General features: G+C 46.7%; 12 protein-coding genes, 1 tRNA gene, 2 rRNA genes and 1 pseudogene. 5 read left to right on the forward strand and 11 right to left on the reverse strand.

Translation table 11 applies throughout. The features are described 5' to 3' along the window. Nucleotides 1-15: 15 nt before the first annotated feature. The 7 genes and pseudogenes from NL643_RS17290 to NL643_RS17320 all read right to left on the reverse strand — a co-directional run bounded on the left by NL643_RS17290 (nt 16) and on the right by NL643_RS17320 (nt 7,356). The gene (locus NL643_RS17290; protein WP_253644882.1) at nt 16-2,502 is read right to left on the reverse strand and encodes an EAL domain-containing protein; all 2,487 of its coding nucleotides are present in this window, start codon (nt 2,500-2,502) and stop codon (nt 16-18) included. 138 nt (nt 2,503-2,640) lie between these two features. Further along, nucleotides 2,641-3,357: a 5-amino-6-(5-phospho-D-ribitylamino)uracil phosphatase YigB gene (gene yigB, locus NL643_RS17295; protein ID WP_253644883.1), complete on the reverse strand. Its 717-nt coding sequence runs from the start codon at nt 3,355-3,357 to the stop codon at nt 2,641-2,643. An 8-nt stretch (nt 3,358-3,365) separates the two neighbouring features. Continuing rightward, nucleotides 3,366-4,298 (reverse strand): tyrosine recombinase XerC, encoded by a 933-nt coding sequence (xerC, locus tag NL643_RS17300; protein ID WP_012841287.1) that lies wholly within the window; start codon nt 4,296-4,298, stop codon nt 3,366-3,368. Further along, nucleotides 4,264-4,995, reverse strand: a complete 732-nt coding sequence (locus tag NL643_RS17305; protein ID WP_006743009.1) for a DUF484 family protein — start codon at nt 4,993-4,995, stop codon at nt 4,264-4,266. Before NL643_RS17305 ends, xerC begins: the two co-directional genes overlap by 35 nt. Next, nucleotides 4,989-5,819 carry a diaminopimelate epimerase gene (gene dapF, locus NL643_RS17310; RefSeq protein ID WP_006743008.1) on the reverse strand — a complete coding sequence of 277 codons (831 nt, stop codon included), beginning with the start codon at nt 5,817-5,819 and terminating at the stop codon, nt 4,989-4,991. The genes NL643_RS17305 and dapF overlap by 7 nt, the downstream gene beginning before the upstream one ends. Before the next feature lie 10 nt (nt 5,820-5,829). Beyond that, nucleotides 5,830-7,083 (reverse strand): diaminopimelate decarboxylase, encoded by a 1,254-nt coding sequence (gene lysA, locus NL643_RS17315; RefSeq protein ID WP_253644884.1) that lies wholly within the window; start codon nt 7,081-7,083, stop codon nt 5,830-5,832. 61 nt (nt 7,084-7,144) lie between these two features. Then, nucleotides 7,145-7,356: pseudogene (locus tag NL643_RS17320) on the reverse strand (lipoprotein). On the opposite strand from NL643_RS17320, the gene cyaY reads away from it, so the two are divergent. Next, nucleotides 7,336-7,650, forward strand: a complete 315-nt coding sequence (cyaY, locus tag NL643_RS17325) for an iron donor protein CyaY (RefSeq protein WP_012841286.1) — start codon at nt 7,336-7,338, stop codon at nt 7,648-7,650. The pseudogene NL643_RS17320 and the gene cyaY overlap by 21 nt on opposite strands. 69 nt (nt 7,651-7,719) lie before the next feature. Here cyaY and NL643_RS17330 read toward each other — a convergent pair whose 3' ends face one another. Further along, nucleotides 7,720-10,248, reverse strand: a complete 2,529-nt coding sequence (locus tag NL643_RS17330) for a class I adenylate cyclase (RefSeq protein ID WP_253644885.1) — start codon at nt 10,246-10,248, stop codon at nt 7,720-7,722. 346 nt (nt 10,249-10,594) lie between these two features. Here NL643_RS17330 and hemC point away from each other — a divergent pair, with 346 nt between their 5' ends. The 4 genes from hemC to NL643_RS17350 are packed head-to-tail and all read left to right on the forward strand — an operon-like array spanning nt 10,595 to nt 14,674. Next, the gene (gene hemC / locus NL643_RS17335) at nt 10,595-11,533 is read left to right on the forward strand and encodes a hydroxymethylbilane synthase (RefSeq protein WP_005393847.1); all 939 of its coding nucleotides are present in this window, start codon (nt 10,595-10,597) and stop codon (nt 11,531-11,533) included. Between the two features lie 2 nt (nt 11,534-11,535). Next, a complete protein-coding gene (locus tag NL643_RS17340; protein ID WP_053807593.1) occupies nt 11,536-12,264 on the forward strand; it encodes a uroporphyrinogen-III synthase in 729 nt (242 codons plus the stop codon). A gap of 17 nt (nt 12,265-12,281) precedes the next feature. After that, nucleotides 12,282-13,493 carry a uroporphyrinogen-III C-methyltransferase gene (locus NL643_RS17345; RefSeq protein WP_253644886.1) on the forward strand — a complete coding sequence of 404 codons (1,212 nt, stop codon included), beginning with the start codon at nt 12,282-12,284 and terminating at the stop codon, nt 13,491-13,493. Then, entirely contained in the window at nt 13,493-14,674 is a 1,182-nt protein-coding gene (locus NL643_RS17350) for a heme biosynthesis protein HemY (protein ID WP_203343720.1), read from the forward strand. The genes NL643_RS17345 and NL643_RS17350 overlap by 1 nt, the downstream gene beginning before the upstream one ends. A gap of 720 nt (nt 14,675-15,394) precedes the next feature. On the opposite strand, the gene NL643_RS17355 is transcribed toward NL643_RS17350, so the two are convergent. The 3 genes from NL643_RS17355 to NL643_RS17365 form a co-directional block, all read right to left on the reverse strand. Continuing rightward, a tRNA-Ser gene (locus NL643_RS17355) sits at nt 15,395-15,485 on the reverse strand. A 70-nt stretch (nt 15,486-15,555) separates the two neighbouring features. Then, nucleotides 15,556-15,672: ribosomal RNA gene (gene rrf / locus NL643_RS17360) — 5S ribosomal RNA — on the reverse strand. A 91-nt stretch (nt 15,673-15,763) separates the two neighbouring features. Beyond that, nucleotides 15,764-15,854 (reverse strand): 23S ribosomal RNA (locus NL643_RS17365); the annotation flags it as partial.

Below are 15,854 nucleotides of genomic sequence, written 5' to 3' on the forward strand. Positions count from 1 at the left end.
TCACGTGAAACACAACTAAAACAAACGCGTAGGTTCACCCAAGTAGTAGCCTTGCAGATAGTCGACGCCCATATCCTGCGCGATTTTGCACACCTCTCGATTGTGGACAAACTCCGCCACCGTCTCCGCGTTAAACACCTGACATAAACGCACCAACTGAGAAGCTATTTTGCGCTGCTTTAAGTCTTTATCGATATCACGAATCAAGCTGCCATCGAGCTTTATGACTTCCGGCTCCAGCTTTAGGATTTCATCAATATTGGAATAGCCTGAGCCAAAATCATCAACAATGATACGCGCTCCTAAGCTTCTGAAATGACTGCATACTTCGATCATTCGACCGTAGTCTTTGATTTGCTCAGATTCCAACACTTCCAAACCAATTCGCCTAGGGTCATTGAGCTGACAAATTTCATGCTCTAAAAGCATTAAAGTTTTATCACTAAGCAAATCTTGCGGCGACAAGTTAATAGAAAAGTCACCTTGCGTATCTCGCATGTAATGTAACGTAGAATGGATCATGTGCCGACTCAATCGAGTATAAAGATGCGTATCGGAAATAATAGGCAGGAAGCGCCCTGGCGCAATCACCGTTCCATCCTCCTCCAAAATGCGAACCAAACATTCTTGGCTTGCCAATTTATGGCTATCCGCATGCACTATCGGCTGGCTATAGGTGATGATGTTCTGTTTGAGAATGGCTTTACTGACGCAACTCAACCATCCAAGTTGCTCTTTACGTACATCCTCACTGACTTCGATGTCTTTCGCATTGCAGATATGGGTATTACTGCGCACACCGGAACGCCTCGCTTCAATGCCTTTAAGCAATAGCTCATCTGCAGAAGCTGATGGAAAATCTCGACGACTCACTAAGCCACCGCACAGCGAGATAGAAAGATAATCTATTTCGCGCAGACCAATTGGCTCAAAATTAGTTTGCTCTACCGCGTCGGCAAAACGAGTAAAGTGCTGTTTGATGGTTTCGCTGCTTTGGTCAGCTTTAAATATGAACGCCCACTCACCAACCCCAATACTATAAAGCTGCAAAGCCGTTGGCATGCCAAAACGCTTTCGCAGTCGATTCGTAAAATGCATTGAGAGGTCTTTAAGTAGCTGATCCCCTACTCTATAACCGTATTTTTCATTGATATGGCTGAAGTTAAGTAGCTTTAGAGTCAGCAAGTGCTCATCCAAATCGATGCTACTCAGCCGCTCTTGCAGCGCGACTCGGTTTTGTAATCCAGTGCGACTATCTCGCCGATAGCTTTCTTGTAACTTGCGCGTTTGGCGATCGAGTTGATACCCCATATGCGCGTTCATATGGTTGAGGTCGCCAATCGCATTTCGAATCAAGCTAAACAATGGTGAAATAGAGGAGCTAACGGGCGACTTAGGCAAGTTCAATGCTTGTACTTCGTCTCCCTCTCGCATCGCTAAATACGTCAGACTGTGATGAAGAATTTCTGGCTGTCCAATACCGCCATGCAGTTCCCCCATACAATAACTACCAAACGTCGTCGCGATATCTTTGAAGGCTTGGACTTCGTCGCTGCTGTCAATAAAGTCTAACCGTGACGCGCAGTTAAAAATCATCACGACTTCAGGTTGGTGCATGGCTAACTCAACCACACCATGTCGCACCTGTTCGAGCGTTAATGAGGGGTGGTTATAGCAAAATTGTACTTCGTCACCAAGACACCAAGGCCTGTCGAAACTCATACTGCCATCAGCGTGCAGCTCCGTTACCGTGCAAACTTCCTTGCGCCCCAAACTTTCTCGATACAAAGGAAAGCTGAGCAACTGACTCAGCGTCACATCATGGCCATCCGCCAAGTAACGCTTGTATACGTCCAACGCTTTCTGTTCACCTAAGCAATACAAGCGCGTTCCTTTTGCATGGGTGACTTTATGTGGCATGCCAATCGGGTTCCATTCCGAATACGCATCCGTCCATAACTTCAATGTATCACTGTGCAAAGCTACGGCGACCACGGCATTATCGTAAACTCGGTTTTGATATAGCACCCAACAGCCATCATCAATACTTTGCGCCAACCCTCCAGAGATCACGACTTCTTCACTGGCGAAGGTTTGAAACAAGGGATAGTCACGTCGTTCAATTTGCACAGCAAAGCTGAGGATCACTTGCGAATTGTGCTGCAACAGAAGCGAGCGTTTGAGCTCTCCACCATCAATATCGGGGGAGTAAGAGTAGGTTTGGACGGCAGAAGTAAGCGTGGTTTGTTCGAACTCAGTCACACTGATCAGGCAGCCAGAGGTAAATATCTCCCCCTCCAGAATGACATTACGCGTACTATGCCCCATGACATGAGCATTCGGCAGCAACAATAAAACAGCGTCCGAAAGTGTGGTCGCAAAGTCGCGTGATTGAGTCGACAATATTTGCACCAAATATTGTTTACTTGAAGAGAACTGAGAAGTGACTAAAAAGTCATTTAACTGACTGACATCATGAACCAGTTTTGAAAAAGCTCGCATGCACCTACCACTGCCGTAACACTATCTTCACCACGACGTGTGGCGTTACTCTTTTTACTTAATAGTGCATAATTTACGTGGCTTTACGCTGCTTTTCTAGACACAAAATGAGATTAGAATGGATTAATGCGAAAGCAATTAAAAAAGTGTGAGTAACGGCTGCAAACTATTGATTTCAATATCAGGTAAAGTACGTGTTTTTGAATGGTTAATGACATTTTTATTCATATCATTAAACCAACAGGCTGCAAAACCAGCCAACTTTGCACCATGAACATCCGTGGTTAGGTGATCACCGACATGCAGAATATTCTCTGCTGGAATATCTAAGAACCGTTTCGCCTTAGTAAACATATCGGTGGCGGGTTTCGCTACCCCATCAGGCCCCGCTTTGAGCACACATTGAAAATACGGCGTTAAGCCAATTTTATCTAAATCGACGTTGCCGTTTGTGATCGCCACGAGCGGAACTCGCTCTCCCAATTGTGTCAAAACATCTAAGCTTGATTGGGGCACTTCAAACTGACTGCGCCAATCCAAAGCGAGCTGCACACCCTCTTCAGCTGCGGCTTGAGCTTGCGCTTCATCATAGCCAACTGAAAGAAAACCATGCTTTAGCTGCACTAAACGCCAAAGCGTCACATCGCTTCTGAGATCCGGTCTCTGCTGGAGCACATGTTTTTTTACCTGCATCCAATCAGCCTTATCCATGTGCGCCACGGCAGGATGCGTTTGCTGCAACCAAGCCAGCAACTCACGCTCCATACGGATAATCACCGGGTAATTGTCATACAGCGTGTCATCAAGATCGAAGGTCATGGCCTTAATGGGCTCAATACGGCGATAAAATTTCATACTTCGGCTCACTCCCCGTTCTTTTTACGTGCGCGTGGGTGGGCTTGGTCGTAGGCTTGCGCTAAATGTTGGAAATCCAAGTGCGTGTAGATTTGGGTCGTCGAAATGTTCTCGTGCCCTAAAAGCTCTTGCACCGCACGTAAGTTATTGCTGGATTCGAGCATATGTGTCGCAAACGAGTGACGCAATTTATGCGGACTAATATGGCTCGCCACAGACTGTTTCTGTCCCCATTCTGCCATACGTTTTTGCACGCTACGGTGCGAAATACGCGTTCCGAGTTTAGACACAAACAAGGCGGGTTCACCTGGTGCAGCAAGATCGCCCCTGACTTTCAACCACTTGGCAACCCATTCAGTTGCCATGCCAGAGAATGGAACTTTACGTTCTTTGTCGCCTTTACCGATAACACGAAGCTCGCCACTGCGCAGTTGTACATCACGTACATCCACACTCACCAACTCAGCCAAACGCAAGCCAGCACCGTACATCAGCTCCATCATGGCACGATCACGCACAGCCAACGGGTCGTCTTCGTTGACCTCAAGCAGTTGGCTCACTTCATCAACATCGAGGTTTTTCGGCAACGGGCGCTTTTTACGTGGCGCTGAAACCCCTTTGGCAGGGTTAGCTGACATCTCGCCACGCAGAATAAGGAAATCGAAAAAGCTACGCAGCGATGAGAGGCGCGTCGCCAAACTGCTGGCTTTCATGCCTTCCCGCATGCCCTTACCTGCTAATTGGCGCACCCAGCCTGCATCCACTTGAGACCAATCTTTAAGTCCCATTTCAGCCAAGTGCTGCGCCATGGTTTCTAGCTGCTGTTTGTAATTGCGTTGAGTATGTAGGCTGAGCCCCTTTTCGCTTCGTAAGAATTCATAGAAGCGCTCAAGAGGCTTTTGCAGACTATTTGGCAGAGGAGTGTTGGGAGTTGTCGTCATCGTAACTTTGCCATACCAATGTTTGAGCGAGATGTGCCACTACTAATGATAGGTGACGCAAAAACAAGGTATCCATATCTGGTTGAAAATGGCCGCCATCTTCACTAGAAAAAGCAAGCACGCCCAGTGTTTGCTGTTTCACGAGCGGCAGTACCACATAGGACCCCATTTCCGGCACATCCATATTGCCAAACAAAGCTTCACGATCCACTTTACGCAGACGCCCTAAGTACGCGTCTTTGCCATTTAAGTGAGTGGTCGCAAAACGTTGATAACTTTCCTTACTCAATTGAATCGATGCGTCGCATTGACTAAACAATCGAACAAACGCGCGTAAGCCCAGTGCTTTAGCTTTCTCTTCAATAGAATGAATGACTTGTTTAAAGTCACCACACTTTAGAATCTGCCCCTGCAAATCCATAAATTCGTAAAAGGTGCGATCGTTGTTCGCCGCAAGCGACATCAGTGTGGTGATCTCTTCCTCTAACTCTTCAATGCGCTGACGTTGGCGATTCATTTGTATGTGCACCAAAGACACCGCACCCAAGTCTGAGTGTGGGAAAGATAGACGATCCACAAGCTCCGGACGCTGCACAAAAAAATCGGGATGATCTTTGAGGTACTCGGCCACCACTTCAGCCGTTAAGGCATCTGCTTCTACTTGAGACAAACCGTTTCCTTTTTCTTCTACTAGCAAGACAATTGACCATCAAATACATGCGTTGTAGGTCCGGTCATAAACAACGGCTTACCCGGACCTTGCCACGCAATTCGCAGTTCACCACCTGGTAGAGAAACCTTAACGTTTTCATCCAGCAGACCCTGAAGAATCCCTACCGCTACCGCCGCGCAAGCGCCGCTACCACAAGCTTGTGTTTCACCTGCGCCTCGCTCGTAAACTCGAAGACGAATATGGTCACGACTCACCACCTGCATAAAGCCAGCGTTGACGCGCTCTGGAAAACGCTCGTGCGACTCAAGCAGCGGGCCTAATGTATCGACATCAGCAGTATCCACGTCATCGACCACCGTCACCACATGCGGGTTACCCATGCTTACCGCGCCACAGAACAACGTTTTTTCACCAGCGCGCATGATGTAGGTTTTCTCTTTTTGCTTGGCTTTGAAAGGAATTTTGTTCGGCTCAAACTCTGGCACACCCATGTTGACCGTCACTTCTCCATCATCTTCGATGTTGAGAATCATCTTTCCTTTTTTGGTGCTCACGCTGATGCTGTATTTATTGGTCAACCCTTTCAAGCGAACAAAGCGCGCGAAGCAGCGCGCGCCATTCCCGCACTGCTCAACTTCACTACCATCGGCATTGAAAATCCGATAATGGAAATCAGTTTCAGGGTCGTAAGGGGCTTCTACCACGAGCAATTGGTCAAAACCAACGCCGGTATGACGATCCGCCAAACGGCGGATCAGGTCTTGCGAGAAAAACACGTTCTGGGTAATACAGTCGACGACCATGAAGTCGTTGCCCAAACCGTGCATTTTGGAAAAGTGGAAATGCATTTGTTGTGTGTTACTCCGGTAGAATCTGTTCCAGCTGCCACAAACTGGTCAGCTCCTCACGCTGGCGAACTAAGTGGCTTTGTTTACCATCCACCATTACTTCTGCCGCTCGGGTACGAGTATTGTAGTTCGAAGACATCACAAAACCATAGGCACCTGCTGAACGAACCGCGAGTAGATCACCTTCTTGCAAAACGAGTGCGCGATCTTTACCCAAGAAGTCGCCGGTTTCACAAATAGGGCCAACCAAATCGTAAGTCTGTGCTTCACCCGTGCGTGGCGAAACTGGCACGATATCTTGCCATGCTTGGTATAGTGCAGGACGCATCAAGTCGTTCATTGCCGCATCGATGATGGCAAAGTTCTTGTGCTCAGTATGTTTTAAAAACTCAACACGCGTTAGCAAGATACCTGCATTCGCAGCAATTGCTCGGCCCGGCTCAAAAATCAGCTCCAAGTCTTGGTTATTTTCAAGACGACCAAGTAACGCTTTGGCGTAATCTGAAGGCTGAGGTGGTAATTCATCACGATAGACCACACCCAAACCACCGCCGACATCAAGGTGACGAATGTTAATGCCTTGCGCTTTTAAATCATCAATCAGGGCTAATAAACGGTCTGTCGCGTCGATAAATGGGTCGATATTGGTGAGCTGAGAACCAATGTGGCAGTCGATGCCTTGCACATTCAAGTTCGGCAGGCTTTGCGCGAATTTATAAACATCTGGCGCACGATCAAACGCAATGCCGAATTTATTGTCGCGAAGACCAGTCGAAATGTAAGGGTGTGTTTTCGCGTCGACATCTGGATTGATACGCAGAGAAATTGGCGCAATCACACCAAGCTCACCCGCAACCTTATTCAAACGTTCTAGCTCGGGCTCAGATTCAACGTTGAAACATTTGATACCCAGCTCAAGAGCACGCTTCATTTCTGCAGGTGTTTTCCCAACACCAGAGAAAACGACTTTCTTCGGATCACCGCCTGCGGCAATCACACGCTCAAGTTCACCACCTGATACGATATCAAAGCCCGAACCCAAACGCGCCAGTGCGTTCAATACGCCTAGGTTTGAGTTCGCTTTCACCGCGTAGCAAACTAGATGAGGATGTTGACCCACAGCACTATCAAACGCCTTCCAGTGGCGCTCTAGCGTGGCTCGAGAATATACGTAAAGAGGAGTGCCATATTGCTCTGCAAGAGCTTGAAGTGGGACGTCTTCGGCCCAAAGCTGGCCATCATCCTGATAGTTGAAGTAATCCAAAATTCGCTTCCCTTATTTTATTCGACTGCTGAACCCTAATTTCACCCTAAGGCGCGGTTATTTATTGTGATTGCTCATTCTGTTGAGTGTCATCTGGAATGTATAGTGAGCCAGACTGGCCACATCCCGCTAACGTCGCGGCAACCATCACAAACAACACAGTAACTAATTTTTTCATTTCGCATATCGTGATTATTGAATCAATGCCCCCTATAATCGCACCACACTCAGGAAAAGCAATAGGATAGACGGATGAACGATACTGAATTTCATCAACTGGTGGATGCACAGATGCAAATCATCGAAGAATCCATCGATGATTCAGGCGCAGACATTGATTACGAAGTCACTGGCAACGTAATGACATTGGAATTTGAAGACCGCAGCCAAATCATCATTAACCGCCAAGAGCCGATGCATGAGATCTGGCTAGCGTCCAAATCTGGTGGTTTCCACTTCAAGCTTATTGAAGATAAATGGACCTGCTCAAAAACGGGCATGGAGCTATTTGAAATGGTGAAGCAAGAGTGTGAAAAGCACGCGGGCGAAGCCATTGATTGGGCATAATGTCCGTCAATCGTCACCAAAACAAAAAGAGCACCGAAGTGCTCTTTTTGTTTATTGATACGGGTTTAATTACGCGTTCACCGCTTTCGTCGGACGATGCGGCGAGCAACCATCATTACGATAAGGGATGATATAAGCATTGCCCTCTTCAGGATGGATAATCTGGTAGTACTGCGGCAGGTTAAAGTTGATAAATTTCGACGCAACACGACTGTCATCTTTTACGGATGTGTAAAAGCTGTTCACAGACGAAATCATCTCGTCTTTAGAGCCACTGAATTGGTGATACACTTCAACTTGGTTTGACTCATCCAACACATAAATATTGAAGCCATCTTCATTATCTTCAAAGAAGAATTGCACCAGACCTTCACTGGCAAAACCATCCACCGCTTCTGGCATTTGATACTCTTGCTCACGATCGAGCATTAATAGCGGCGAGCCTTTAAGTTTGTTAGTAGAAATGCTGCGATAGAAATCAATGGAGTTTTCTAACTTCTGCACCGACACACCACGACGTTCAAAGAACAGCCCGTAAGTTTGGTTACCGAGGCGCATCGCTTTAAAGCGGCGACGTTTTTCTTGCTCTACTGGCTTCAAGCGTAAGTCGATACATTCCGCTAAAAGCTGGTAGACCATATTACGCATCACACCACGCATGTTCTTCGCATAACAGAACACATCCACCGATTCTGGTGGCAACGCGTCTTGGTGCATTTTGCCCAGAATAGTTTTCAGTGCGTCCAGCATCGCCGTTTCCCCTTTGAAATGCAGCGTACGCACTTCATGCCAGGAGTTACGGTAAACCAAGTCGACACTGCCGACTAAGTTTCTATGTTCCGGACCAAAACTGAAGATATCGGTATTTTTCACATCCACTTTCAGTGAACGGCCCGAAAGCTCTGACGTAGGATCATTTTCAAAGTTGATGAACATCGCTAGCTGGCTGATCTCACATGGGCTCGCTAATGCCTGCATCGTCGGACGGCGCTTACGCAGCGCAAAGGTATTTCGTAAGTCGCTCACCATTTGGTAGAACTTATCGATATCCAGTTGTGCTTCACGCACCACCGCGTGCAAACGAGTCGACTCGGTGATTAAACCATTAAAGAATGCCCAAGAGACTAACTTGCTTAAGTATTCATGATGTTCTAAGTATGGCTGCCCCAAAATGCGGTGCGCAATCAGAGGTTGTTTATAGAGATACCAACCAGACTTGTTCACACCACCATCTTTCACTTCGATGAAGCTTAAATCCGGTTCATGCAAATCAGGGGAAATCTGCGGGTTGAGCAACGTCACTTTGCCCGGCAATACTTCAAAAGCGGCGTAAAGCTTACGAGCCAAAATACTGATGTCTTGCGGGCTGATAGCGGAGGTAATGTCGTTGCGACGCGCAAATTGAATCAAATTACGGTAGCTCTGCATCAACGCATCCAGCAACGCATGATGCACCACTTTTACCTGTTCAACTTTCCAGTTGCGGCGATCATCGAGCTCAGCAACAACGCTGGCATCCCAATCCCATTTTGCAATCATGTCGCTCAGCGCTTCACGGCGCCAAGCCACTGAACCGACATCCGGTTCACGCGACAACTTTTCATGGGTTTTGAGATAGAAGCAACGGCGCACCAAATCCAAACGAGTGTCGTCTTGGATTCGCTCTAAATAGCGAGTCACTTTTTCCAGCATTAAGTAGTATGCATCCATGCCATAGAGGTCTGGCTCATGGGCAAAGAAACGACGCTTGGTGTCGATGCTTAACAGTTGCGTATGTGGGTATTCCCACGAATAAGCTTCAAGCAGAATGGCTTTTAATACCGATTTGTAGGGAGAATCGATACTTTTGTATAGCTGCCACAAGTTCGAGCCGAAGTACTCTTCAGCAGGAATGCGGTTCAATTTGCCAAAGTCGATCCATTCACTACAGTCGATGTAACCATCACTGCATAATTGAGAAACGTACTCGTCGTAACACTCTTCCATTTCTGGCGGCACTATTTGCCATAATAAACGCTGTCCAGCAATACGCACCGCGCTGCGATAGAATTCATCAAGCAAAAGTAAGTGCTGAGATGAGCCACAGTTATCACCTGTCATCTCTTCAGAATGGTTGCTTCTAAAGCGTTCTTCATCCATTAAGAAGAAGTTCGCCTCCACCCCTTGGCTTTGTGCCCAGTCGGTGATCAGCAAGCATTTATTGGTCAGCAATTCTCGCTCGTCACAATCCATATCTGGCGAAATACACACCCAAATATCTAAATCACTAGAAGTACTTTGACCAATTGATGAGGTACTACCCATGGTGTATAAGCCCAAGATAGCCGGCTTCTCAGCCGTTTTAAGTGGCTGACCAATCGCAAGTTGAATGTCATCAATGAATTGCTGCTGAATGCTATTTAGCGCCAGCCCATGCACACCAAACGGGACATCGGCATCGTAATAGCCAGGAATCACAGGATGGTTGTAGTTCAACAAGGCAGGAATCAAGTGGAAGACTTGCTGGCTTTGCGAATCCATAAGCGCCAGCGCGCGATCAACTCGCTGCTGATTCAAATTATCTAGTCGCTGAATGATTTTTTGGGTGTAAGCCTGCAAGGGGAATTCCTTGGTTGAACAATCACGAAAATCTGCTGACGTTTTAAACCAAAACGGCCTAAAAACGTGATCAATTTAACACTTCTATTGGTGCGGGTAAAGTTTCACGCCCACGCACCACTCAGGATGCAAAACCATACTTTAGTCACAAAATTAATCGCGCGGTAGTGTCGCTCTTATTACCTATTACTAATAATAGTCCTTAGTTTAATTGAGAATCCAGTCACACTATTTTCATAACGTCATGTAATTCCATTCATAGCTCTCAGAGATAACGAACTAACAGTAAGCATTTCTTGATGAGAATGGTAGGATAAACCCAAATCCAAACAGCATTGAGAAGATCATGACACAATCCACACCTATTCGCATTGCAACTCGAAAAAGCCCTCTTGCTTTATGGCAAGCTTACTTTGTCAAAGACGCCCTTCAAGCCGCTCACCCTGGTTTGGAAGTCGAGTTAGTAACCATGGTGACCAAAGGTGACGTGATTTTAGATACACCGCTAGCAAAAGTTGGCGGCAAAGGCTTATTCGTAAAAGAGCTTGAAGTCGCAATGCTAGAAGGCCGTGCAGACCTTGCCGTTCACTCAATGAAGGACGTGCCCGTCGATTTCCCGGAAGGTCTTGGCCTCGTGACCATTTGTGAACGTGAAGACCCTCGTGATGCTTTCGTTTCCAATACCTATAGCAACATTGATGAACTCCCTCAAGGTGCAGTGGTTGGTACTTGCAGTTTGCGCCGTCAATGCCAACTGAAAGAATATCGTCCAGATATCATCATTAAAGAGCTTCGCGGTAATGTGGGCACTCGCCTTGGTAAACTAGATGCAGGTGAATACGATGCGATCATTCTTGCTGCGGCAGGCCTTAAACGATTGAAGCTTGAAGAGCGCATTCGTAGCTTTATCGAGCCAGAGCAATCATTACCTGCGGTTGGCCAAGGTGCTGTCGGTATTGAGTGCCGCCTTGACGATGAAAGGCTGCTTAAGCTACTTGAGCCACTTAACCACCAAGACACTGTAGACCGCGTTTTGTGTGAGCGCGCAATGAACCTGACGCTAGAAGGCGGCTGTCAGGTACCTATCGGCAGCTATGCCCTGCTAGATGGCGATAACATTTGGCTACGCGCATTAGTTGGCGAACCAGATGGCAGCGAAATTGTTCGTGGTGAAATCCGTGGCCATCGTAAAGACGGCGAAACGTTAGGAGTGCAGTTAGCCAATGAACTACTGGATAACGGCGCTCGTGAAATCCTAACTAAGCTGTACGCAGATCACGAATAATCATGGCAGTGTTGGTCACTCGGCCGGGAGAGCAAGGCAGCGCGCTTTGCTCTCTGCTCGAAAGGCACGGCATTTCCGCATATCACCATCCTCTGATCGACATTGTCGCCGATCTCACGGACACGCACCTCTCTAAACACCTGCATCAAGCTCAAATTGTTATCGCTGTTAGTCGACATGCCGTGCAATGTGCACAGCAAATCATAGCCAGCAACGAGACATCATGGCCGAAACAAGCCATTTACCTTGCCGTTGGTCAAAAAACAGCACACTATTTAAGCAAATGTACCCAACAGAAAGTACACTATCCCCAAGTCAGTGATAGTGAACATTTATTGCGACTGCCAGAGCTCAATAATGTGGCCCAACAACAGGTTCTTATCCTTCGTGGGAACGGTGGAAGAGAGCTGATCAAAGATGCATTGGTGAGACGTGGCGCAAAAGTTCACTATAGTGAGACTTACAAGAGAGAATTCATCCCATTCGATCCAGTAAGCTGTGTCTCACTATGGAAAACCCTACAAATTGACCAGATCATCGTCACCAGTGGTGAGCAACTGGATTATTTGTGCAGCCAATTGACGTCAGAGCAATTGACTTGGCTTAATCAACAAGAGTTGTATATCCCCAGTCAGCGTATCGCTGACATCGCACTTCAAAGGGGGTTCACTCGGGTGAGATGCACGGGAAGCGCATCCAACCAGGAATTACTGGCGGCTCTCCAGCCCTAGCTACACAGGATATAGGCATGACAAGTAAAAATAACGACCAAAAAAATAACGATAAAAACCTTTCCGAAGAAACCTCATCGGCACCGCTAGCCGAAAAAAGCACATCGCAGCAGGATGCGGCCCCTAAAAAAGAACAGCCAAAAGTGGCCGAGCCCCCAAAAACAGCCGAGCCAACCAAAGTCGAATTTGAAGAAAAACAAGGTAAGCGCGGAGTTAAACTAGGCACAGTCGCTATCATCTTATCGATTATTTTTGGCGGTGGCCTCGCATACAAGCTGCATCAGCAGCAAGCCGATTACCAAGCGCAGATCGCCCAACTAAAAAGTCAGCTAGAAAGCACTCAAGCTTCCATGAAGCAAGAGCTCAGCCGGGTACAAGAAGAAACCATCGAGAAAGCAACGACCGTGACACACAAAGCGGAAGTGGTACTTGGACAGCAACAGAAGAGCATTGAAAGCTTACAGCTTGCCGTTGCCGATGTGAAAGGTCGCCGACCAAACGACTGGCTACTTGCTGAAGCCGATTACCTCGTCAAATTAGCAGGTCGTAAACTGTTCTTAGAGCATGACGTAGAAAGCGCAACTCAACTAATGGAAAGTGCTGATCAACGCATTGCAGCACTGAATGACCCTAGCCTCGTCAAACTACGCAAAGCAATGGCGAACGATATCACCAAACTTCGTACTATCCCGCTGATTGACCGTGATGGATTGGTACTACGCTTAACTGCTCTGCAACAGCAAGTAGACAAGCTACCTCTCGCCAATGCACTACTCCCAGAAGCAGAAGCCGTAGAGAACACTGAAGTGTCAGAAGATATTGCAAACTGGCAAGATAACTTAATGACATCTCTGAAAGACTTTTCAGAAAACTTCATTACCTTCCGCACGCGCGATGGTAACGTCATTCCACTGCTTTCTCCTGAGCAACACTTTTACCTAAAAGAAAACATCAAAGCCAAATTGGAGACCGCAATAAAAGCGGTGTACCAAGAGCAAGGTGAAATTTACACCACGTCTCTAAAAACGGCCGACAAATGGGCATTAGCTTTCTTCAACCAAGACGATAATTCCGTTAAAGAGTTCAACAAAACTGTTAACCAGTTAAGCCAGCAAAACATTCAAGTGGAATACCCAACGAAACTGCAAAGTCAGTCTCAACTATCAGATGTCATCCGTGAGCGCCTACGTCGCGAAGTCACAACGATGACAGGTATGGAGGATAAGTAATGTTTCGTCTTATTTTCCTATTTGTTGTACTAGGTGCAGGACTATTTGTTGGCACTCAATTTTCTGGTCAGCAAGGCTATGTACTCATCTCCATCGCTGAGAAAACGATCGAGATGAGCGTAACGACATTGGTCGTATTCGTTATCGCAGCACTCGCAGGTCTTTTTCTACTTGAATACCTAATTAAAAAGCTAGTTTACGCAAGTTCTACAACATGGAACTACTTCAGTGTGCGCAAAATGCGCCATTCCCGTCGATACACCAATGAAGGCATTATTAAACTCCTTGAAGGAGACTGGAAAGGTGCCGAGAAAAAAGTGACTCGTTGGGCGAATCATCACGATATGCCGCTACTTTGTTACTTAGTCGCATCTGAAGCTGCACAAGGTCAAGGTGATAAAGCAAAACGTGATCACTACCTGGAGCTAGCAAGCCAGCAAGAGAATGCTCATCTTGCAGTAGAGCTAACTCGTGCTAAACAGTTTATTCGCGATAACGAGTTCGAGGCTGCTTTCGATACTTTGCAATCGTTAAAAGGTCAGTATGCGAGTAATTCGATTGTATTGAACTTGCTGAAAACAACGTACATGCAGCTAAAATTGTGGCAACCTCTTATTGACCTCTTGCCACAACTCACCAAAGCAAAACTCATCACGGAAGAAGAACACGCAGAGCTGATTCAAAAGGCGCAATGCGGCTTACTCCATGAAGTAGCGCAACAACAGGGTAGCGAAGGGCTTATTTCTCATTGGAATAGCCTTGCACGCAAAGTAAAACAAGACACACACCTAGTCGCCTGTTTTGCTCGTGAGTTGATAGCCCGGAAAGCAGATGCTGAAGCCTTTACTGTGCTAAAAGAAGCATTGAAAAAACAACCGGCTCCTGAGCTTTATCAACTACTGCCAGATCTAAACCTGCCAGATATCCACCCTGTCGTGGTTTTCTTAGAGGGAGTAGTGAAGAAAGAGCCAGAGAACGCCGCAGCGCATAGCGCATTAGCGCACTTCTACTTCCGTCAAGAGAAGTGGCAAGAAGCCCAAGACCACTTCGAGATCGCCTTAAAGCTTCGCTCTGACGTCTCTGATTATGCATTCCTAGCAGATACACTAGAGAAGCAGAATCTAACTAAAGCCGCTCACGAAGTCTCTCGTAAAGCTCTCACGCTCGTCCAGAACGACTAAGTAGCGGTCATCTAACCAAGCCGGCAGTTTAATGTCGGCTTTTTTATTGCCTGTCACTCATCAACACTACACAAACCTGCAATATCCACTAGAGCTAATGCCCTTCAATCGCCTAAACCTCATTGAGAGCCTCATCGCTTCCAGCAGCACTCCATTAAGCCCAATAAAACCCTCTAAAAAAATAGCTTGCACACTTTCTTCAAGGCGAACAACCAAATATAAGTTTCTAGGAAGGAGCTCTACTAACAAAATATAGGTAACTTGAAATAGTGCAGGAAGCAAAATAGGTACATAAGCTCCGATACTCTCCATTATCTTCAATGAAGGGCTGTCCTATACAATGCTTAGAGAGTGTTTATTGTACCAACTAGGGCAAGATAGCGAAGAGCCATTAGGTAACACTAAGAGCGCTAACGCACGTAACATCGAGTAAAGAGTAAAAACAAGTCTCTTGTTAACAGAAACACTTCACCCTTAGAGGTAGGAATGCCAATACTCAGACTTGATGGCTCTCGTTAGAAGATAAAGTTATAGACTTCTGTCGCTGCACAACCCGTGGATAACGAGAACGCGCTTAAAGCAAGGCTTCTCAAGTGACATAGTGCAGGGATACCTAGTCCGGGGATACGATCAGCTAAGGGATTGATTCCAGTCCTTAACGAATTTCCAAGCGTCAGAAACGAAGAAAGCCTCGCTATTTCTAGCGAGGCTTCTGAATAGTGGCGGAGAGATAGGGATTTGAACCCTAGATACGCTATTAACGTATGCCGGTTTTCAAGACCGGTGCTTTCAACCACTCAGCCATCTCTCCACAAATTGTCATCAACAGATTAGTACACCGATGATGTTGTTACTTGTCTATGCAAATAACGATATTTAAAGCCTGGCGATGTCCTACTCTCACATGGGGAAGCCCCACACTACCATCGGCGCTATTTCGTTTCACTTCTGAGTTCGGCATGGAAGTCAGGTGGGTCCAAAACGCTATGGTCGCCAAGCAAATTCTTTAATCTGGAAAGCTGTGTTTAATTCTCGTTCTTACACATTCAACGTTCTTAGTTGAGTCCATCAAAACCCCTTGGGTGTTGTATGGTTAAGCCTCACGGGCAATTAGTACAGGTTAGCTCAACGCCTCACAACGCTTACACACCCTGCCTATCAACGTCGTAGTCTACGACAA

Origin of the sequence: Vibrio sp. Y42_MX_L11 (genome assembly GCF_024181785.1) — a bacterium.
GTDB classification, from domain to species: Bacteria; Pseudomonadota; Gammaproteobacteria; order Enterobacterales; family Vibrionaceae; genus Vibrio; species Vibrio diabolicus.